16 protein-coding genes, 1 tRNA gene and 1 pseudogene are annotated in these 14,929 nt (G+C 72.1%); 11 read left to right on the top strand and 7 right to left on the bottom strand.

Going from position 1 to position 14,929, the window contains the following annotated elements; translation table 11 throughout:
- Positions 1-94, top strand: a pseudogene (locus tag AB0J67_RS33435) (zinc ABC transporter substrate-binding protein); the annotation flags it as partial.
- Here the strand turns inward: AB0J67_RS33435 and AB0J67_RS33430 are convergent.
- Both AB0J67_RS33430 and AB0J67_RS33425 read right to left on the bottom strand, forming a co-directional pair.
- Positions 82-2,499, bottom strand: coding sequence for an FtsX-like permease family protein (locus AB0J67_RS33430; protein ID WP_363488428.1), 2,418 nt, complete (start codon positions 2,497-2,499; stop codon positions 82-84). The pseudogene AB0J67_RS33435 and the gene AB0J67_RS33430 overlap by 13 nt on opposite strands.
- 50 nt (positions 2,500-2,549) lie before the next feature.
- A complete protein-coding gene (locus tag AB0J67_RS33425) occupies positions 2,550-3,347 on the bottom strand; it encodes an ABC transporter ATP-binding protein (RefSeq protein WP_363488426.1) in 798 nt (265 codons plus the stop codon).
- Between the two features lie 176 nt (positions 3,348-3,523).
- On the opposite strand from AB0J67_RS33425, the gene AB0J67_RS33420 reads away from it, so the two are divergent.
- The 5 genes from AB0J67_RS33420 to AB0J67_RS33400 all read left to right on the top strand — a co-directional run bounded on the left by AB0J67_RS33420 (position 3,524) and on the right by AB0J67_RS33400 (position 7,493).
- Positions 3,524-4,816 carry a histidine kinase gene (locus AB0J67_RS33420; RefSeq protein ID WP_363488424.1) on the top strand — a complete coding sequence of 431 codons (1,293 nt, stop codon included), beginning with the start codon at positions 3,524-3,526 and terminating at the stop codon, positions 4,814-4,816.
- On the top strand, positions 4,813-5,475 hold the full coding sequence (locus tag AB0J67_RS33415; RefSeq protein WP_363488422.1) for a response regulator transcription factor: 663 nt from the start codon (positions 4,813-4,815) through the stop codon (positions 5,473-5,475). Before AB0J67_RS33420 ends, AB0J67_RS33415 begins: the two co-directional genes overlap by 4 nt.
- A gap of 111 nt (positions 5,476-5,586) precedes the next feature.
- The gene (locus tag AB0J67_RS33410; RefSeq protein WP_363488419.1) at positions 5,587-5,958 is read left to right on the top strand and encodes a YciI family protein; all 372 of its coding nucleotides are present in this window, start codon (positions 5,587-5,589) and stop codon (positions 5,956-5,958) included.
- 180 nt (positions 5,959-6,138) lie between these two features.
- Positions 6,139-6,612 carry a hypothetical protein gene (locus AB0J67_RS33405; protein WP_363488417.1) on the top strand — a complete coding sequence of 158 codons (474 nt, stop codon included), beginning with the start codon at positions 6,139-6,141 and terminating at the stop codon, positions 6,610-6,612.
- Between the two features lie 83 nt (positions 6,613-6,695).
- On the top strand, positions 6,696-7,493 hold the full coding sequence (locus AB0J67_RS33400; RefSeq protein WP_363488415.1) for a hypothetical protein: 798 nt from the start codon (positions 6,696-6,698) through the stop codon (positions 7,491-7,493).
- A gap of 141 nt (positions 7,494-7,634) precedes the next feature.
- On the opposite strand, the gene AB0J67_RS33395 is transcribed toward AB0J67_RS33400, so the two are convergent.
- Positions 7,635-8,126: an SRPBCC family protein gene (locus AB0J67_RS33395; RefSeq protein WP_363488413.1), complete on the bottom strand. Its 492-nt coding sequence runs from the start codon at positions 8,124-8,126 to the stop codon at positions 7,635-7,637.
- A 146-nt stretch (positions 8,127-8,272) separates the two neighbouring features.
- Between AB0J67_RS33395 and AB0J67_RS33390 the strand changes: the two genes are divergently transcribed.
- Positions 8,273-8,351, top strand: a tRNA-OTHER gene (locus AB0J67_RS33390).
- Positions 8,352-8,505: 154 nt separating this feature from the next.
- Positions 8,506-9,534 carry a hypothetical protein gene (locus tag AB0J67_RS33385; protein ID WP_363488411.1) on the top strand — a complete coding sequence of 343 codons (1,029 nt, stop codon included), beginning with the start codon at positions 8,506-8,508 and terminating at the stop codon, positions 9,532-9,534.
- A gap of 74 nt (positions 9,535-9,608) precedes the next feature.
- Here the strand turns inward: AB0J67_RS33385 and mraY are convergent, their stop codons facing one another.
- Positions 9,609-10,706, bottom strand: coding sequence for a phospho-N-acetylmuramoyl-pentapeptide-transferase (mraY, locus tag AB0J67_RS33380; RefSeq protein WP_363488409.1), 1,098 nt, complete (start codon positions 10,704-10,706; stop codon positions 9,609-9,611).
- A 233-nt stretch (positions 10,707-10,939) separates the two neighbouring features.
- Between mraY and AB0J67_RS33375 the strand changes: the two genes are divergently transcribed.
- On the top strand, positions 10,940-11,485 hold the full coding sequence (locus AB0J67_RS33375) for a hypothetical protein (protein WP_363488407.1): 546 nt from the start codon (positions 10,940-10,942) through the stop codon (positions 11,483-11,485).
- Between the two features lie 61 nt (positions 11,486-11,546).
- Here the strand turns inward: AB0J67_RS33375 and AB0J67_RS33370 are convergent, their stop codons facing one another.
- Both AB0J67_RS33370 and AB0J67_RS33365 read right to left on the bottom strand, forming a co-directional pair.
- A complete protein-coding gene (locus AB0J67_RS33370) occupies positions 11,547-12,113 on the bottom strand; it encodes a hypothetical protein (RefSeq protein ID WP_363488405.1) in 567 nt (188 codons plus the stop codon).
- 214 nt (positions 12,114-12,327) lie between these two features.
- Positions 12,328-13,170 (bottom strand): S1 family peptidase, encoded by an 843-nt coding sequence (locus AB0J67_RS33365; protein WP_363488402.1) that lies wholly within the window; start codon positions 13,168-13,170, stop codon positions 12,328-12,330.
- Between the two features lie 132 nt (positions 13,171-13,302).
- Between AB0J67_RS33365 and AB0J67_RS33360 the strand changes: the two genes are divergently transcribed.
- The gene (locus AB0J67_RS33360) at positions 13,303-13,548 is read left to right on the top strand and encodes a hypothetical protein (protein WP_363488399.1); all 246 of its coding nucleotides are present in this window, start codon (positions 13,303-13,305) and stop codon (positions 13,546-13,548) included.
- 119 nt (positions 13,549-13,667) lie between these two features.
- On the opposite strand, the gene AB0J67_RS33355 is transcribed toward AB0J67_RS33360, so the two are convergent.
- Positions 13,668-14,330 carry a TOPRIM nucleotidyl transferase/hydrolase domain-containing protein gene (locus AB0J67_RS33355; protein WP_363488397.1) on the bottom strand — a complete coding sequence of 221 codons (663 nt, stop codon included), beginning with the start codon at positions 14,328-14,330 and terminating at the stop codon, positions 13,668-13,670.
- Between the two features lie 171 nt (positions 14,331-14,501).
- Between AB0J67_RS33355 and AB0J67_RS33350 the strand changes: the two genes are divergently transcribed.
- Positions 14,502-14,822, top strand: coding sequence for an STAS domain-containing protein (locus tag AB0J67_RS33350; RefSeq protein ID WP_363488395.1), 321 nt, complete (start codon positions 14,502-14,504; stop codon positions 14,820-14,822).
- Positions 14,823-14,929: the final 107 nt, after the last annotated feature.

Below are 14,929 nucleotides of genomic sequence, written 5' to 3'. Positions count from 1 at the left end.
CGAGACGCTGGCCGCCGAGACGGGCGCCAAGACCGCCGTGCTCGACCCGCTCGAAGGACTCACCGAGGGCGCCACGGGCGACTACCTCTCGGTCACCCCGACCAGGGCCATGCCCGCCAGGGCCACCCCGGCCGTCGGCCACGGCACCGACATGGCGAACACCGGGTTGGCCAGGATGACGTACTGCATCACCCCGCCCAGCAGCACGCCCGTGCCGATGCCGAGCAGGCCGCCGTACAGCGAGATGACGACGCTCTCCCGGCGCACCGTGCGGCGCACCAGCGGCCGGGCCGCGCCCAGTGCCCGGAAGACGCCCAGCTCGCGGGTGCGTTCCAGGACCGACAGCGCGAGCGTGTTCACCACCCCGAAAACGGCGATCACCACGGCCGCGCCGAGCAGCACGTACACCAGGCCCAGCACCAGCTGGAACGGCTCCAGCATGTCGTCGAGCAGCTGCTCGCGGTCCTGCACCAGCACGTCCGGCCGCTGCGCGAACGCCTGCTCCAGCGCGGCCCGCAGCGCCGCGTGATCGGGGCCGACGGCGTACACGCTGGCGCCGCGGTGGTCCACGCCGGCGGGCACCAGCGCCTCGTCGACGAGCAGGCCGGGCAGCAGGTCACTGCCCTCGTGCAGGCCGGTGACGGTGACGGGCACGTCGACGGGGGTGACCTCGCCGCTCGCGCCGACGGCGCCGAAGCGCAGCCGCACCGTGTCGCCGACCCGCACGCCCGCCCGGCCGGCGTACCCCTCACCGAGCAGGATGCCGCGCCGCAGGTCGCCGCTGCCCGCGGTGATCCGGGGCCGCAGCGCGCTGCCCAGCGCGGCCGGGTCGAGGCTGGTGAACCCGAGCTCGGCGGCGCGGCCACCGGACGGGAGCACCTCCACCTGGCCGAACCGCGGCGCGGCGAGGGCGGTCACGCCCGGCACGGCGGCGGCGCGCACCCGGACCGTGTCGTCGAACTGCCCGAACGCCGCGGCGCTCAGCACGACCGCGTCCTGCGGCACCGCCGTGCGCACCGACGAGGTCAGGTCGGTCGACAGCGTCTGGCCGACCGTCGCGAACGCGCACACCAGCGACAGGCCGATCATGAGCGCGGACGCGGTCGCGGCGGTGCGGCGCGGGTCGCGTACCGCGTTGCGCAGCGCGATCCGGGTCACCGGGCCGCCCCGGCGCAGCAGCCGGGCCAGCGGGCGCAGCACGCCCAGCGCCAGCACCGGCGCCGTCAGCAGCACGCCGACCCAGGCCAGCACCGCACCGGCCATGGCCTGCATCCGCTGCGGCTCGGTGAGCTGCTCCGGGGAGGTCAGCGCGACCATCGCGACACCCGCCGCGACCGCCAGCAGCCCCAGCACGGTGCGCAGCACCAGCGAGCGCCGCGGCATGGCGGCGTCGGTGCGCAGCGCCGCCATGGGCGACACCCGGGCCGCCCGGCGCGCCGACCCGTACGCCGACACGACCGTCACCAGCAGCCCGACGGCGTATCCGAGCAGCACCGCCCACGGCGACACCGCGTACGCGACGGTCCCGGTGACGGGCAGCAGCCGCATCGCCGCCAGGCCCAGGCCGACGCCGAGCGCGACGCCGCCCGTCGCGCCGACCAGGCCCAGCACCACGGCCTCGGCGAGCACGGCCCGCTGCACCTGCCGCCGTCGCGCGCCGACGGCCCGCAGCAGCGCGAACTGCCGGGTGCGCTGGGTGACCAGCATGGTGAAGGTGTTCGCGATGACGAACACCCCGGCCATCAGCGCCACCGCGGCGAACGCCAGCAGCGCCTTGCGGATGATGTCGGCGTCGTCGTCGGCGGCCCGCGCCAGGTCGTGGCGCAGCGTGCTGCCGGACTCGACGGTGAACGCGGCGCCCAGCTCGGCCCGCGCGGCGGTGGCGACGGCCTGCTCGTCGGAGCCGAACAGCTCGACCCGGGCGAAGCCCGGCTCGGCGTCGGCCGGGGCGCCGGTGGGGCGCAGCAGGCGGGCGGCGGTGTCGGCGTCGTACGCCAGCGCCGGGTCGAACTCCCGGCCCGCGGGCCGGTAGGTGAACACCCCGACCACGGTCGCGGTGTCGGACCGGTCCCCGCCGAGCAGCACCCGGGCGGAGTCGCCGACCGACAGCCCGGCCTCCTCGGCGGCCTGCTGCTCCAGCGCCACCTCGCCGGCGCGCTGCGGGCCGCGCCCGGCGACCAGGTCGAAGCGCTGCGAGGTGTCCCAGTCGGTGCCGGCCGTGTCCGGCCAGGAGGTGGTGCCGAGCTTGCCGTCGGTGCGGACCAGGGCGGCGTAGCCCTCCCGCACCCCCTCGGCCCGGCCGACTCCCGGCAGCCTGCCCAGCCGGTCCACCACCTCGGCGGAGATCGCCGTCTCGGCGCGGTCGCCCGGCCGGGCCTGCGCCAGTGCGGCCAGGTCGGTGCGCTGCGCGCCGCCGCGCACCGTGGCGGCGGCGGAGTCGGAGACCACCCAGGTCGCGACCACGAAGGCCACCCCGAGCACGATCGCGGCCAGGGTCATCGCGACCCGGCCCAGGTGCGCGCGCAGGTCGCGCAGCATCGCCCGCAGCATCAGGCACCCGCCCCGACGCTCGTGCGGCCGCCGCGCGCCACGGACTCCAGCGAGCGCAGCCGGTCGAGCACCCGGTCGGCGGAGGGTTCGCGCAGCTCGTCGACGATCGCGCCGTCGGCCAGGAACAGCACCCGGTCGGCGTACCCGGCCGCGACCGGGTCGTGGGTGACCATGACCACGGTCTGGCCCAGCTCGTCGACGCTGCGGCGCAGGAAGCCCAGCACCTCGGCCCCGGCCCGGGAGTCCAGGGCACCGGTCGGCTCGTCGGCGAAGACCACGTCCGGGCGGCTGATCAGGGCGCGGGCGCAGGCGACGCGCTGCTGCTGGCCGCCGGACAGCTGGGCGGGCCGGTGGTGCAGCCGGTCGCGCAGGCCCACCGCGTCGATCACGGTGTCGGCGAACACGGCGTCGGGCCGGCGGCCGGCCAGGTCCAGCGGCAGGGTGATGTTCTCCCAGGCGGTCAGGGTCGGCAGCAGGTTGAACGCCTGGAACACGAAACCCATCCGGTCGCGGCGCAGCGTGGTCAGCGCGTCGTCGCGCAGACCGCTCAGCTCGACCCGGTCGGCGTCGCCGTGGCGGGTGCCGTCCAGCCAGACGCGGCCCGAGGTCGGCGTGTCCAACCCGGCCAGGCAGTGCATCAGGGTCGACTTGCCGGACCCGGACGGGCCCATGATCGCGGTAAGCTCGCCGCGCCCCAGGGCGACGGTCACCCCGTCCAGGGCGGTCACCTGCGCGTCGCCCGATCCGTACCGCTTGGTCAGGTCTTCCGCGCTCACCGCGGCGTCGAATGTCGTCATGGCGGACACGTTGCCGGGCCGCGGCGGCCGTGCCCTCGGGCAGGAGTCGATCACGACCCGCTACTTAAGTAGCGGGTCGTGGTGACGAAAGTTGCAACCGGTTCTGCCGCGCACGTGCCTAGGCTCGTCGGCAGAACGCCGCCGGCCGAGGCGGCGGCGTCGGCGGGAGGGGCGGCATGGGGCGGGGCACGGCGGACGGCGCGGCGGCGGTGCCGGGGCTGCCCTCGTGGCTGCAGCCCGGCAGCCTGCTGCGCCGCGTCGCGCACCGGCTGTTCCCCTACGCGCTCGGCTGCTCGGTCACGGTGTTCTCGCTGATCGCCCCGATGAAGCCGGCCGTCTTCCTGTTCGCCCTGCAGTGGGCCGACCCGCCGACGGCGCTGATCGCGCTGGCGATGGTGGCTACCGGCGCCGCCGCGGCACTGGTCCGGTGGCGCCGCTGGCCGCTGTTCATCATCTCGCCGGCGGTGTGGCTGGCCCTGTCCATGTCCGTCGGGGTCTTCGTGGCCGCCTACTACGCCGGGGCGGGCCGCCCCGGCCGGCCGGACCCGGGCCGGGCCTGGCCGTTCTTCCTGGTCGCCGCCCTGCTGGTCGGGGTGCCCGTGGCCTGGAGCGCCGTCCACGACGACCTGCTGTATGAAGGCATGACCGGCGGCGTGGTCACCGGCGGCGTGATCACGGGGCTGGCCTGGGTGTCGATGGCGGTGCTGCTGCCGTTCGTGTTCGGGCTGTGGGTCCGGGCGCGCCGCCAGGTCGTCGCCCAGCTGCGGGAACGGGCCGAGCGGCTGGAGCGCGAGCAGCACGAGCGGGCCGAGCACGCCCGCGCCGAGGAGCGCCGCCGCATCGCCCGCGAGATGCACGACGTGGTCGCACACCGGGTGGCGCTGATGGTGCTGCACGCCGGGGCGCTGGAGGTGAGCACCGCCGATCCGCGTACCGCCGAGGAGGCCGCGCTGATCCGCACCACCGGCCGGGAGGCGATGCAGGAGCTGCGCGAGGTGCTGGGCATGCTGCGTGCGCCCGACATGGCGGCCGGGCCGGACCTGGCACCCCAGCCCACCATGGACGAGCTGGACCGGCTGCTGGACAGCAGCCGGGCGGCGGGGCTGCCCGTCCGGCGGGTCGACGTCGGCGAGCCGCACCAGGTGCCCCTGTCGGCCCAGCGTACCGCCTACCGGGTGGTGCAGGAGGGGCTGACCAACGTCGCCAAGCATGCCGGTGCCGCGCCGACCACCGTCACCCTGCACCACGGGCCGCGCGAGCTGGTGGTCGCCGTGGAGAACGCGGCGCCGCCGCTGCCCGCGCCCCCGCTGCCCGGCAGCGGGCTGGGCCTGGTCGGGCTCGCCGAGCGGCTGGCGCTGGCCGGGGGAGAGGTGCAGGCCCGGCCACGGCTGGACGGCGGGTTCCTGCTGTACGCCCGCATCCCGGCGGATCCGCCGGAGCCGGCCGTGAACCGGGAGGTGCCGGCGTGATCCGGGTGCTGGTGGTGGACGACGAGGCGCTGGTGCGCTCGGGGCTGCGGATGATCCTGGAGGCCGCGGGCGACATCGCGGTGGTCGCCGAGGCGCGCGACGGCGCGGAGGCGGTCGACGCGGCCCGGCGGCACCGCCCCGACGTGGTGCTCATGGACGTGCGCATGCCCGGCACCGACGGCCTGACCGGGGCCGCCGCGGTCGGGGCGCTGCCCGAGCCGCCCCGTGTGATCATGCTGACCACGTTCGACCAGGACGAGTACGTGCACGCCGCGCTGCGCGCCGGAGCCGTCGGTTTCCTGCTCAAGGACACCCCGCCGCGCGACCTGGCCGAGGCGGTGCGCACCGTGGCGGCCGGCAACGCGATGCTCGCCCCGACGGTGACCCGGCGCCTGATCAGCTCGTTCGCCCAGCGCGGTCCGTCGGTGGCCGACCAGGCCCGGGCACGGCTGGGCGTGCTCACCGACCGCGAGCGCGACGTGGTCCGGGCGGTCGCGCGCGGCCTGTCCAACGGCGAGATCGCCCGCGAGCTGGACATGGCCGAGGCGACCGTCAAGGCGCACGTCAGCCGGGCACTGGCGAAGCTGGGCCTGGCCAACCGGGTGCAGGCCGCGATCCTGGTGCACGACGCCCGGCTGGACCCCGGCTCCTCGGCGTGACGGGAGGCCCCGTGAAAAAATCTTGGGGCTGGGCGTCGGATCCGGGGCGCGCCGTTCGTAGCACGGGTGAGAGGTGGCCGGACGAGGCCGCCGGGACGAGGAAGTGATGAGATGACGCGGTACTTGATCTCGTTCAACGACGGCGCGATGGACCACATCCCCGCCGCGGAGATGCCCGAGGTGGGCAAGGCCGCGCACGCGGTGGTCCAGGAGGCCGTGAACGCCGGGGTGTGGGTGTTCGGCGCCGGACTGGAACGGCAGCAGGCGAGCATCGTGGCCACGGACGGGATGGTCACCGACGGCCCGTACCCGGAGACCAAGGAGGTCGTCGGCGGGTTCGTGGTGCTCGACGTGGCCTCACGCGAGGAGGCGCTGGCGTGGGCTGCCAAGATCGCCGCATCCTGCCGCTGCGCGCAGGAGGTCCGGGAGCTCATGCCCGACCCCGAGATGGAGGAGATGCTCCGCCAGGCCGACCGGAGTTGACGGGCATCGACCTGAACAGGGAACGTGGGGAGTGACCCGGGGATCGGGCGCGGGACGAGGCCCGATCCCCGAACCCGGCCGTACCCCCGCCACCACTGAACGCATAGCAGGTCCGATGCCGTATCTTGCTGGCCGTGGTGCGATGCCCGCATCGCAGCCTGCGCCGGAACGGGAGGGCGGATGTCGGCAAGCGCGTCATTCTTCGTCATCGATCGTGCAGCCATCAGCGATCTGACGGCGGCGGCCGATCCCGAATCGGGCACAGGCCTGTACGCCGTCGCCCACGCCGTCGGTCACGACCTCGACGCCGTGGCCGAGGGCGCGGTGTTCCCGTGGTCCGGCTACTGCTTCGTGTTCCTCATGGAGTTCCTGGCAAGCCGAGGCGTCTACCGCGCCACCGAGTTCACCGACGCCGAGCAACTGCTGAGCTCGTCCGCCGGGGTCGGGGCATATCTACTCACACCGGCGTCATTCACCGATCTTGCCCTGCTGGACCCTGACCGTTATGACGAATCGGACATCCGCCGGTACTTCGACGAGCTCGGCGTGGGGTTCACGGAAGCAGGCGTGGCCGGCAAAGACGGCATCGCCGGGCTCGCCGAACACGTCGGCGCACTCGACTCGGATCAGGCGCTCCTCGTGCTCGTCGGCTGAGAGCGTCAACCAGTCGACGCACGCTCGTTCCGTGGCGAGGACCTGGCCCGGCGGCGTGGTGTCGGGGCGGCTAAGGTCACCCGGTGCTTCAGCAGGAACATCTGATCAGCCGAGTCCGGGAGATCTGCCACGGCGACGAACGGCTCGTCGCCGCGCTCACCTACGGCTCGTTCGCCCAAGGCGAGGGCGACGCTCACAGCGATGTCGAGTTCTGGCTGTTCCTGCGGCCAGCGGACGCGAAGACGATCGACCGCCGGGCCTGGCTCGACCGCATCGGCCTCATCCGGCACGTCGTCGTCAACGAGTTCGGCTCCCATGTCGTGTTCTTCCCGAACCTGATCCGAGGGGAGTTCCACTTCGCGACCGCCGACGACATCGCCTCCGTCGCGACCTGGCCGGCCCGCAGCGCCCCCACCGACCAGATGATCGTGGTCGACCGCACCGGTGCTCTTCGCCAAGCCCTGGATTCGTTGCCTGCCCAGCCCCACCTGCCGACCGGCGGCCAGGAGACCGACGAGCTCTGCGGCCGGTTCGCCAACTGGCTCGTCCTGGCCCACCACGTCTCGCAACGCGGCGAACTGCTGCGGGCCGTCGACGCGCTCTCGCACGCTCAGCGCCATCTGCTCTGGATGGTTCGCCTCGCCGACGGCAGCACCGCGCACTGGCTGACGCCGTCCCGGCGGGCCGAAGTCGATCTCGGCGCCGACGTGGTCCGTGCGGTTCATGCCACCGCTTCCGCGGCCGACACCGATGCCATCCGCGACGCCATTGCCGCCGCCTGGACCTGCGGCCGCGCATACTGGCGCCTGCTGGCAGCCCGCGCCGGCCGAGAGGTTCCGACGGAGCTGTTCAAAGAGCTCGACAACGCCACGATGCAGTAGTCCGCGCAGCAGCCGCGGACTGCCACCACCATTACGGCATATCACGGCTTGACGAAGCCGGTCTCAGGCCTGCCATCGACGATGCCCGACTGAACAGTGCTCCAAGACTGAGGAGCTGCGTCCAGCCACGCCGGCTTGGGGTCAGTCCTTCGCTTCGCGGACGTCCTTGCCCTGCTCGGCGAACGCCTTGAAGTCCTGCATGTGCTTGAGCGACTGCTTGCGGAAGGCGCCGGGCATCAGGAGCCCCACCAGCCGCATCATCAAGCCGCTGAACCGGTATTCGTTCTCGCTCTCCCAGAGCGTCATCTCCGGACCGACGTCGGTCAGCCGCTCGCGCGCGGCGCTCCACATACCCTCGGTGACGAGCTCGCGTTCGAAGTGAACGACGCTTTCTCTCGGGATCGCGTGCAGGTCTGCCGGCTCCCGGCGCGTGACGATCTCGGTGCCCTCGATCTTCTGCTGCCCCATCTGGAGCACGACCCGCGACTTGGTGCCGACCTGCCCGTGCTCCCCGTGCAGCGGCTCGTGCACCACCAGGCCCCGCAGCCACTTCGGCAGCTGTGCCGGGTCGGCGAGCAGCTGGGCCACCCTCTCCCGCGGCAGGGCGATCTCGATCGAGACGGTGTACTTCATGGCGGAGCGCTCCAGGTTGCCGAGTGAACGGCGTACGCTAGCATCCGCTCCCCACTGCGCGTGTCCCAACCTCGTTTCTGCTGGTGAGCCGGGACTGACAACGGGTCACTGGACTATCCCCGCGCATGGCCGACTATGGTGGCCCCCTGCCTGTCGTCTAGCGGCCCAAGATTCCGCACGCCCTTCGGGGATGCGTGGACGCCGGTTCGAATCCGGTCGGGCAGATCGCGCTCATCATGCGAGGTTCAGGATGCCGCCACCGACGCTGAGGCCTCCCGCTGCAGCCGGCGAGCTTCTCGCTGTGGCCCGCCTGTAGCCCGGCTGTAGGCGAAATCCGCAGGATGTGCGGATACGTCACCGTCGAGCAGAGGACGCACCCATGCCCTCGCAACATCGCAGTCCCCGAACCATCGCCGCGGCCGTGGCGGCCGTGCTGGCGACCGCCGCCGTCTGGCCGGCGCCGGTCCAGGCAGCCACCGAGCAGGCCGCGGCGGCCGCCGCCGACCGGGTGCTGCGCGTCTACAACAACAACATCGAGAACCTGGTCGTCAACAACTCCGACGGCTCCTGCACCCGGATCTCCGGGCCGGACCACCTGACCTCGATGCTGGTCGACGACGCGGGCCGGACCGGCACCAGCGGCGTCAAGGCGCCGGACATCCTCATCGTGCAGCAGGTCCGCGGCACCGGGCAGGCGACGGCCTACGCCGACCAGCTCGCGGCCAAGTTCGGCCTGCCCGCCGGGACGTACGGCGCGATCGTGGTCTGGGACGACCCGGAGCCGTGGGGCAGCACCCATCGCTGCGACGACCAGTCGCTGGGCGACCTGAAGAAGAAGCAGACCAACGGCATCATCTACAACAAGCAGCGGCTGACCCTCACCAACACGTCGAAGTACTGGAGCGCGGGCTGGCTCAAGCCGGGCACCGCCTACGACAACGGCGCCGGATGCACGCTGTACAAGCCGCCGAACAACGACGACGGCTCGACCAACGAGTGGAAGTGGAAGCGCACCAGCGCCATCGCCGCCCGGTTCACCACCAAGGACACCGGCACCAGCGTCTTCGTCGCGACCATGCACCTGCCGCAGGAGAACCGGCAGAACGCCTGCTCCGGCGACGGGGAGAAGGGTATCGGCGGCACCGGCATCCACATCGGCGCCGACGCCACCACCCTGATGAACTCCTCGACGATCCGCGTCGTGGGCATCGACGCCAACCGCACCGGCATCCCGGCCAGCACGCTCGGCGGGTACGGCATGACCGGCTACGGCACGGCGGCGACCAGCGGCACCAGCAAGATCGACTACCTGTTCGTGCGCGGCACCGTGCAGGCCTCGCCCGTCGGGTACACCGTCGCCGGCACCAAGTCCAACCACAAGGCGCTCTACGGGTTCATCACGTACTGAGCGCGGTCGCGGCCGGGCGGCACCGCTCGGCCGCGACCCCGCCGCCATCCGGGCCCTGAGCGGTCATCGGCCGGTCAGGGCAGGTGGCTGAGGAAGTCGCCGTAGAACAGGGCCAGCGCGGCGGCCACACCTGCGCCCGCGATGATCCAGAACCGGGTCACGATGGTGACCTCATGCCAGCCCACCAGCTCGAAGTGGTGATGCAGCGGCGACATCCGGAACACCCGCCGGCCGGTCGTCTTGAAGGACACGTACTGGATGATCCGCGACATGGTGATGGTCACGAAGAGCGCGGCGAGCAGCGGCAGCAGCAGCACGGTTCGCGTGGCGACCGCCTGCCCGGCGATGAGCCCGCCCAGCGCCATGGAACCGGTGTCGCCCATGATGATCCGCGCCGGTGACGTGTTCCACCACAGGAAGCCGAGCAGGGCACCGGCCGCCCCGCCGGCGACCAGCGCCGTCTCCAGCGGGTCCCGGGCTTCGTAGCAGAGCGCCGACTGCAGCGTCGGATCGGCGCACCAGTGCCGGTACTGCCAGAACGAGATCAGCCCGTACGCGGTCAGCACGATGATCGACGTTCCGGTGGCCAGGCCGTCGAGCCCGTCGGTCAGGTTGACGGCGTTCGTGGCCGCCATGACGATCGCGATGAAGACGACCACGGCACCGACCTGGCCGACGTCCAGCCAGCTGATCTCGCGGACGAACGACAACCGCGTGCTGGACACCGACCACCCGGCCGTGCTCGGAAAGCCCAGCGCCACCACCCCGAATCCCGTGCCGACCAGGAGCTGCAGCACCAGCTTCCAGCGCCCGCTCAGGCCGGCCGTGTTCTTCTTCGTGACCTTCAGGAAGTCGTCGACGAACCCGATACCGCCACAGAACACCATCAACCCCAGCAGCACGAACCCGGTCATCGTCGGGCCGGGTGGGACGATCTGCGCCTCCGGCAGCGCGTTCATCACCAGGTGGCCGACGATGTAGGCCAGCACGGTGCCGACGATGAAGACCAACCCACCCATGGTCGGGGTGCCTCGTTTGGCCTGGTGCGCGGCCGGGTTGATGTCGCGGATCGGCTGACCGGCGCGCAGCCGGGCCAGAGCGCGGGTGGCCAGCGGCGTGAAGATCAGGGCGAACACGAAACCGACCGCGGCAGCGGCAACCGAGGAGATCATCGGCTGGTGTACCTCCTGGTGGGGGACAGGGCAAGATCGCTGAGCGGCCCAGTTTACGGGTGGACGCTGGTCACGTGTGCCCGCTCGTACCGCCGGACCTGGCAACAGCCGCAGGGTGATGGCGTGCTGGATTCCTCCTGATCACTGTCCATCCCGAGGGGGCCAGGAACTCTCTGGCCCGGCGGGGGCGTCACCCGCTCTCGGTGTTGACCCGGCAGCCTACAAACATTGACATGCGCAGTGATTCGACGAGCGACGTCGTGACCGCCGCACTGGCCGAGTTCGCCGCCATGCGCAGCGAGATCGACGAGCTGGGGCGCAGCCAGCGCACCACCATCAACCTCAACATCTCGGCTGCGGCCGCCGTGTTCGCGTTCGTGCTGTCCGAGCGGGCGGATCAGCGGCTGCTCCTGGTCGTGCCGCTGATCTCCGCCGCGCTGGGACTGCTGTATCAGGCGTACACGGTCCACGCCCGCAATCTCGGCGACTACATAGATCAGCAGATCCGGCCGGTGGTCGTGGAGCACACTGGCGAGGACCGGCTCCTCGGGTGGGAGCGTCACGTGCGTACGGCCCTGCACCGACAGCGCCACAGCCAGCTGGTGATGCGACTGGCGTACATCCTGCTCATTCCGGCGATTCCGGCGGTGAGCCTGGTCTGGGTCGTGCCCTATCTGAACACGGTCTGGCTGTGGCTCGGGTGGACGGCCGGGACCGTCCTGTTCCTCGTGCAGATCCTGGTCTGGTATCGCGACATGCGTACCTTCCTGTGGATCTGAGCGAGCCGGACGCACGACGTGCCGGCCGGGCGGACCCGGCCCCGGCACGCGCGCGGCCGAGTCAGCTCACGGTGAGGTGATACGTCGCCGAGACGGCGAAGCGGTGGCCGTCGCCGCCGCTGAACGACACGATGTGGCGGCCGTGCCAGAGCGGGTCGAGCCGCTTCCAGTGCCCCCAGACGGTCACGGCGACGGGCCGCTTCGTCGCGGTCACCGGATTGCCGGCCGCGCCGACGACGGTGAACGGGACCGGCGTCGCGATGATGTCCACATCGACCGGCTCGTCGTCGACGGTCAGCTCCCCCCAGGCACGCGGCAGGGGCGGCGGCGGACCCTGCGCCTTCAGGTGCCACATGTTGAACGCCGGGAAGAACAGCGGCCGTCCGAACGGCACGGTGCAGTGCCGGACGGCCGCGGTCCCGAACGTCCCGGCCAGGAACCACACGTCGTCGGGCTGCCGAAGGCCGGCGAAGTTGCCGACCGGGTCGGCGATCGGGTTGCGGTCCACGTGGATGCCGGCCGCCCACTGCACCCAGCGTGCGGCGAGTCCCTCCGGAGAGTCCACGGGATACGGCAGGGCGGGCGCCGTCTTGCGGCTGCCGCCGAGGAGACCGGACAGGAACGACATGAGCGGTGACCGTAGTGATCACTTTCAGCGGCGTCAAGACCTGTCCCGCGGCCGGCGGCGGGGTAGACCCGCAACCGTCCGGATCCGTTCGGGTTCGTTCGGTTCCGCGTGGACCGCTGCTCGCGGTCCGTCGTGGCGGTGACACGAACCTGCCCTGGCCGGAGGGGCCAGGGCAGGTGTTCGGGATCGCCCCGACGGCGTCGTCCGTCCCGGGTCAGGGGATCGTCAGCCCGTACACGGCGAGGATCTCGCGGATGGGCTGGTAGTAGGTCGTGCCGCCGGTGGTGCAGTTGCCGGTGCCGCCGGACAGGATGCCCAGGATGATGCCGCCGGAGGTGTAGAGCGGCCCGCCGCTGTCGCCGTTCTCCGCGCAGATGTTGGTCCTGATCAGGCCGGTGACCGTGCCGTCGGGGTAGTTGACGGTGGCGTTCAGCGCGGTCACGACGCCGCAGCGCACGCCGGTGGTCGCGCCGCTGCGGCAGACCGCCTGGCCGACGTACGCGTTGCCGGTCCCGTTCAGTGGCAGCAGGCCCGGGTAGGTGTTGACGGCGCTGGGATGGCTGAGCAGGCTCGTGTACCGGATCAGGCCGTAGTCGTCGCTGGGAAAGCTGCTCGCGGTCCGCACGCCGATGGCGATGGTGCGGGTGCTGTTGGTCCACCAGTTGGCGGAGCTGTTGGTGCAGTGCCCCGCGGTGATCAGGTAGTAGGTGGTGCCGATGCGCGCGTTCGCGCCGAGCGAGCAGCGTGCGGTGCTGCCGTGGATCGCGTCGCCGCCGGCCAGCATGGTACGCAGGCGGCCCGGCTCGCGGCGCAGGTCGACGCCGGTCCCGCGCAGGCTGTCGCGCAGGCGTGCGGCGTGCTGCTCGGGCACCGTGTCGTCGAGCGTCACGGTCGTGCGCCCGGTGGCGGGGTCGACGATCCAGACGGTGCCGGGGAGCTGTGCGACGGCGGCCGGCCGGATGTCGGGTTCGGTCGCGGCCACGGCCGGGGTGGCGCTCGCGGCCGTGGCCGCAAGTACCGCCACGGCGGCGACGGCGAGGTGGAAAGGGCGTCTCATGGCGTCCTCCGGGAGGTGTCGGCGGGGGAGGAGTCCAGGATCGCATTGACGTTCATCGAAGTGCAACCGTGCGGTGGAGGGCGGCGCGAACCGCGGCGCTTGTCGGCACGGCCGACCCGTTACCCTTGCCGCGTGTTGCACCCTCTCGCATCGCCGGCGGTGGTCGACCTGCCCCTGCAGGCCTCCGTGAAGCAGCTGTCGCCCGGCACGGTGCCGCTGCTGGGGCTGGCGCTCGTCGCAATCGGCGGCTGGCTGCTGTGGCGCGCCGCCCGGCCGTCCCGTCCCTCCCGCACCGAGGAGCGCCGTGGCGGCATCGTGTTCGTGGTCCTCGGTGCCGTGATCGGCGTGGCCGGGATGATCGGGCTCTACCTGGACTAGCCCCGGACCGGCGCGATGAGTCCGTGGTGGGACACGGCCGCCGCCCAACGCGAAACGTATCCGTACGATGCCCGACGTCTCCGAAGCGTCGCTGCCCGCGAAGAGAACTCGCGAGTGAGTCAGACGGCGGTGAGCAGCGCGCCGAGCGGTCGAGGCAGGGTGTCCCGGTCGATCGCCGCCTCGACGAGCAGGTGTGCGTAGCGCAGGTTCCGGCGCGCGCTGCTGCGGATGAACCGGTAGAGCTGCGCCTCGGAGGGCCGGTCGCGCCAGGCGGGCTGGCCCTGGAACAGGCGGAACAGCCCGAGGTCGCCCTCCGCGTCGAAGACCGCCTCGACTCCCGCGGTGCCCAGGGCGCGGATCAGCTCGTCCTCCAGGTCCTTGACGCAGACGTGGAAGCCGAGGCGCTCCATGTCGTCGCGGCTGAGGTCCGCGCCGACATGGGCGGCGACCGCCCGCCGGAACAGCTCCTCCTCCCGCAGGTCGCACAGACCGGCCAGCCGCACCCGCGTGGCCAGCTCGCCCAGGCTCGTCAGGAAGCGGCCGATCGCGTGCGCCCCGCCGATCGGCACGATCACGATTCGCTCGGCTTCGAGGTCCCGGCCACGCCGCGCGGCGACCGTCTCCAGCGCGATCTGGTCGAGGATGCCCTCGACGAGCACCAGGGCCGCGGCGTCGTCGGCCTTCGCCAGGGCGCGAGCCGTCGCCCTGACAGTGGCGTCGGGCCCACCGACGTAATCATCGAGCGGCTCGCCGGCGGGCTCCCCGCGGCCAGTGGCATTCATGATGTTTCCTGTCTGGTTGCGGGCACATGCGCCATCATCGTCGGCGGGCGTACCTGTCGGCCAGCGATTTGATCACGGCGGCGGTCCTGTCGCCTCCCGGTCGTCGGGTAAGCCGTGATCGACATCGCTCACCGTGAGCAGTCAGCAGTGCGTCTGTGCTAGGAATGGCGGGTGCCTTCCCAGCTGAACCACCGCATCGAGTACGACAGCAGCGTGGTTCGCGTGTGCCTGTCCGGCGAGATCGATCTTGCCGTGGTCGAGCAGCTCCACGAATTGCTGACCTCGTCCAGCCGGCAGCAGCCGGGCCTGCCGCTGAGGGTGGACATGGGCGGTGTCACGTTCATCGACTCGTCGGGGATCCGGGCGTTCGTGCACGCGCGCGATCGCGTGGCGGCCGGCGGCGGCGAGCTCCTGCTGGTCAACGTCGCGGGCATGGCCATGCGGGTGTTGCAGGTCACCGGTGTTTACGGCTACCTCTGCGAGACCCGGTGAGCTGACTGCGCGGCCGGCTGCTGGGCGGTGGTCTCCCGCCGTGGGGCGGGAGCGCGCACGAGTGCATCCTCGACCTGCGGCCGATCACCAAGGCCACCGGCGTGACC

The organism is Catellatospora sp. NPDC049609, assembly GCF_040675365.1.
In the GTDB taxonomy this organism is placed as follows: Bacteria; Actinomycetota; Actinomycetes; order Mycobacteriales; family Micromonosporaceae; genus Catellatospora.
This window is presented reverse-complemented; position numbering and strand designations above follow the sequence as displayed.

Bases quoted from the DNA above. Each gene is read 5' to 3' on its own strand.
- AB0J67_RS33430 (WP_363488428.1), bottom strand. From the start codon at position 2,499: ATGACCCTGGCCGCGATCGTGCTCGGGGTGGCCTTCGTGGTCGCGACC.
- AB0J67_RS33375 (WP_363488407.1), top strand. From the start codon at position 10,940: ATGCGCAGTGATTCGACGAGCGACGTCGTGACCGCCGCACTGGCCGAG.
- AB0J67_RS33410 (WP_363488419.1), top strand. From the start codon at position 5,587: ATGACGCGGTACTTGATCTCGTTCAACGACGGCGCGATGGACCACATC.
- AB0J67_RS33395 (WP_363488413.1), bottom strand. From the start codon at position 8,126: ATGAAGTACACCGTCTCGATCGAGATCGCCCTGCCGCGGGAGAGGGTG.
- AB0J67_RS33420 (WP_363488424.1), top strand. From the start codon at position 3,524: ATGGGGCGGGGCACGGCGGACGGCGCGGCGGCGGTGCCGGGGCTGCCC.
- AB0J67_RS33425 (WP_363488426.1), bottom strand. From the start codon at position 3,347: ATGACGACATTCGACGCCGCGGTGAGCGCGGAAGACCTGACCAAGCGG.
- AB0J67_RS33365 (WP_363488402.1), bottom strand. From the start codon at position 13,170: ATGAGACGCCCTTTCCACCTCGCCGTCGCCGCCGTGGCGGTACTTGCG.
- mraY (WP_363488409.1), bottom strand. From the start codon at position 10,706: ATGATCTCCTCGGTTGCCGCTGCCGCGGTCGGTTTCGTGTTCGCCCTG.
- AB0J67_RS33355 (WP_363488397.1), bottom strand. From the start codon at position 14,330: ATGAATGCCACTGGCCGCGGGGAGCCCGCCGGCGAGCCGCTCGATGAT.
- AB0J67_RS33405 (WP_363488417.1), top strand. From the start codon at position 6,139: ATGTCGGCAAGCGCGTCATTCTTCGTCATCGATCGTGCAGCCATCAGC.
- AB0J67_RS33370 (WP_363488405.1), bottom strand. From the start codon at position 12,113: ATGTCGTTCCTGTCCGGTCTCCTCGGCGGCAGCCGCAAGACGGCGCCC.
- AB0J67_RS33385 (WP_363488411.1), top strand. From the start codon at position 8,506: ATGCCCTCGCAACATCGCAGTCCCCGAACCATCGCCGCGGCCGTGGCG.